The 3,550-nt window shown below is 67.6% G+C and carries 3 protein-coding genes and 1 pseudogene; all 4 read left to right on the top strand.

The genetic code is table 11. The features are described 5' to 3' along the window. Positions 1-254, top strand: a pseudogene (locus E0504_RS49725) (short-chain dehydrogenase); the annotation flags it as partial. A gap of 98 nt (positions 255-352) precedes the next feature. Continuing rightward, positions 353-805 carry a pyridoxamine 5'-phosphate oxidase family protein gene (locus tag E0504_RS49730; protein ID WP_071062860.1) on the top strand — a complete coding sequence of 151 codons (453 nt, stop codon included), beginning with the start codon at positions 353-355 and terminating at the stop codon, positions 803-805. An 80-nt stretch (positions 806-885) separates the two neighbouring features. Then, positions 886-2,142 carry an amidohydrolase family protein gene (locus tag E0504_RS49735; protein WP_131628111.1) on the top strand — a complete coding sequence of 419 codons (1,257 nt, stop codon included), beginning with the start codon at positions 886-888 and terminating at the stop codon, positions 2,140-2,142. 100 nt (positions 2,143-2,242) lie between these two features. Further along, complete coding sequence (locus E0504_RS49740; RefSeq protein WP_071059904.1) at positions 2,243-3,430, top strand: cytochrome P450; 1,188 nt, start codon at positions 2,243-2,245, stop codon at positions 3,428-3,430. Positions 3,431-3,550 lie beyond the last annotated feature (120 nt).

Here is a 3,550-nt window from a genome sequence, read left to right on the forward strand (position 1 = left end):
GCCCCACCGACACCCCGCTGGCGCGGGCGAACGAGGAGAGGTGGCTCGGCTTCGGTACCGACTACCGGGCCGAGCTGGGCATCGAGGCCGCGACCCCCCTGGAACAGGCCTACCCGCTGCTGTTCCTCTGCAGCGACGCCGCCTCCGCCATCAGCGGCATCACCCTCACGGCCGACTCGGGCTACTTCACCGCCGGCATCTCCGACTCCTTCCCCCCGGCCACACCCATCGTGAAATTCCTGCTCGGTCGGTGACCCGGCTGCCTGGCGGCGCTCGCCGTCGGGCCCGTCCGTCCCTACTTCGGCACACCACCACGCAGCAGGCACTCGACATCCATTAAGGACGAAACACGATGAAAGAGCAGCGCCGGGGCCGCAAGATCGCCATGAGTCGGGACGAGATCGATGCCTTCCTCACCGAGGAGCGAACCTGCCGGGTGGCGACGTCCAGCCCGAGCGGACCACATCTGACTCCGCTGTGGTTCGTGTGGGACGGCTCCGCTCTGTGGCTCAACTCGGTCGTGAAGAGCCAGCGCTGGACCGACATCGCCCGCGACCCGCGAGTGGCCGTGCTCATCGATGGCGGCCACGCCTTCAACGAGCTACACGGGGTCGAGCTCCGCGGGAAGCTCGAAAGCGTCGGAGAAGCTCCCCGGACCGGCACCCCCGACCCGGACCTCGAAACACCGGAAAAGCTCTTCGCCCAGAAATACACCGGTCGCGACGAAATGCACTACGACGGCCGTCACGCCTGGCTGCGCCTCACCCCGGAGAAAATGACCAGCTGGGACTTCCGAAAAATGTGAGAACCCCCGGCACGGCCGGGACCGGAGCACAGATATCTGACCGGATACGCCTGTCAGGCCAGCACCCACGGAGGAGGGTCATGAACGTCGACGACTTGATTCTGGTGAGCATCGACGACCACGTGGTCGAACCAGCGGACATGTTCAAGAACCACCTGCCGGCGAACCTGGCCGACCAGGCGCCGCACGTCGAGACCGACGAGTCCGGGGTGGACCGGTGGATCTACCAGGGCCGGGTCACCGGGGTCAGCGGCCTCAACGCCGTGATCACCTGGCCGCCGGAGGAATGGGCCAAGGACCCGGCCGGCTTCGCCGAGATGCGCCCCGCCGTCTACGACATCCACGACCGGGTCCGGGACATGGACCGTAACGGGATCCTGGCGTCGATGTGCTTCCCGACGTTCGCCGGGTTCAGCGCCGGGCATCTCAACCATTTCAAGGATCCCCTCACCGTCATCATGATCCAGGCGTACAACGACTGGCACATCGACGAGTGGGCCGGCACCTACCCGGGCCGGTTCATCCCGCTGGCGCTGCTTCCGACCTGGGACCCGCAGCTGATGGTGAACGAGATCCGCCGGGTGGCGGCGAAGGGCTGCCGGGCGGTCACGATGCCCGAGCTGCCGCACCTGGAAGGCCTGCCCAGCTACCACGACATCACCTACTGGGGGCCGGTGTTCGAGGCGCTGTCCGACACCGGGATGGTGATGTGCCTGCACATCGGCACCGGTTTCGGCGCGCTCAAGCTCGCCCCGGACGCGCCGATCGACAACCTGATCATCCTGGCGTGCCAGATCTCCTCGCTGGCTGTGCAGGACCTGCTGTGGGGCCCGGCGATGCGGACCTACCCGGACCTGAAGTTCGCCTTCTCCGAGGGCGGCATCGGCTGGATCCCGTTCTACCTGGACCGCTGCGACCGGCACTACACCAACCAGCGCTGGCTGCGCCGCGACTTCGGCGGCAAGCTGCCCAGCGAGGTGTTCCGCGACCACTCACTCGCCTGCTACGTCACCGACCCGACGTCGCTGAAGCTGCGCCGTGAGATCGGGATCGACATCATCGCCTGGGAGTGCGACTACCCGCACGCCGACTCGATCTGGCCGGACGCGCCGGAGTTCGTGCTCAACGAGCTGAACAACGCCGGTGCGACCGACGAGGAGATCGACAAGATCACCTGGCAGAACGCCTGCCGGTTCTTCAACTGGGACCCGTTCTCCGAGATCCCCAAGGAGCGCGCGACCGTCGGCGCCCGTCGCGCGATCGCGACCGACGTCGACACCACCATCCGGTCCCGCAAGGAATGGGCCCGCCTCTACGCGCAGCGACAGACCACCTGATCCACCGCCACGCGGCCGGCGAGACAACGAGAAGCCGCGCCACCCGCCCGAGCGGTGCTTCCCGCCGAATCCGGGTCCTACGAAGAAAGGCCCGTCACCCGTGACAGAAGATCTGTACTGGGACCCGTTCGACCGGGAGTTCCACGTCGACCCGCATCCGATCTGGCACCGGATGCGGGACGAGGCACCCGTGTACCGCAACGAGAAAATGGACTTCTACGCCCTGTCCCGGTTCGCGGACGTCGACGCGGCCCATCTGGACAGCGCCACGTACAGCTCGGCGTACGGCACGGTTCTTGAACTCATGGCGCCCGAGCCGCTGAAGACCGGGCAGATAATCTTCATGGACCCGCCGATCCACACGACGATGCGGGTGCTGGTCTCCAGGGCGTTCACGCCGCGTCGGGTCGGTGGGCTCGAAGGCCACATCCGCGAGATCTGCGCGGAGCTGCTGGACCGGCAGGTCGGCGGTGGCGGGTTCGACTACATCCAGGACTTCGCCGCACTGCTCCCGTCGATGGTGATCTCCCAGCTGATCGGGGTGGACCCGGCCGACCGCGAGGAGATCCGCCACACGATCGACCAGACCTTCCACCTTGATCCGGAGAAGGGGATGGTCAACGACATCTCGATGGCGGCGTCCGCCAAGTTCCACGCCTATCTGTCCGAACAGCTGGAGTCGCGGCGGGCCGAGCCCAGGGACGACATGATGACGGCGCTCGTGCAGGCGGAGATCGCCACCGACGAGGGGACCCGTCGCCTCACCACCTCCGAGGCGGCCGACTTCACCGCGCTGCTCGTGGCCGCCGGTACCGAGACCGTGGCCCGGCTGCTCGGCTGGGCGTGCGACGTGCTCGAGACGCACCCCGACCAGCGCGCGGAGCTGGCCGCCGACCCGTCGCTGCTGGGGAACGCGGTCGAGGAGACGCTGCGCTACGAGTCGCCGTCCCCCGTCCAGGGCCGCGTCACCACCCGGGACGTCGAACTGCACGGCACCACCATCCCGGCCCGGTCGAAGATCATCCTGCTGACCGCGTCCGCCGGGCGTGACGAACGCAGGTACGCCGACCCCGACCGCTACGACATCAGGCGGCGGGTCGACAGTCATGTCGCGTTCGGCCGCGGCGCGCACTTCTGCCTGGGTGCGGCGCTCGCCCGGATGGAGGGGCGTATCGCGCTGGAGGAGACCCTGCGCCGCTTCCCGACCTGGGAGGTCGACCGGGACAACGCGGCACGGCTGCACACCAGCACCGTCCGCGGCTACGAGAAGCTCCCGATCGTCGTATAGGCCCGTACAGATTCATCCCCACCGATCATCCGACCTACCGATCATCCGATGCCATGAAGGCGCGGCCGGCACGTGGCCAGCTCGCTGAGGGAGTCCTGTGAGATATCGCAGATTCGGAAC

It is taken from the genome of Parafrankia sp. BMG5.11, from assembly GCF_004337455.1.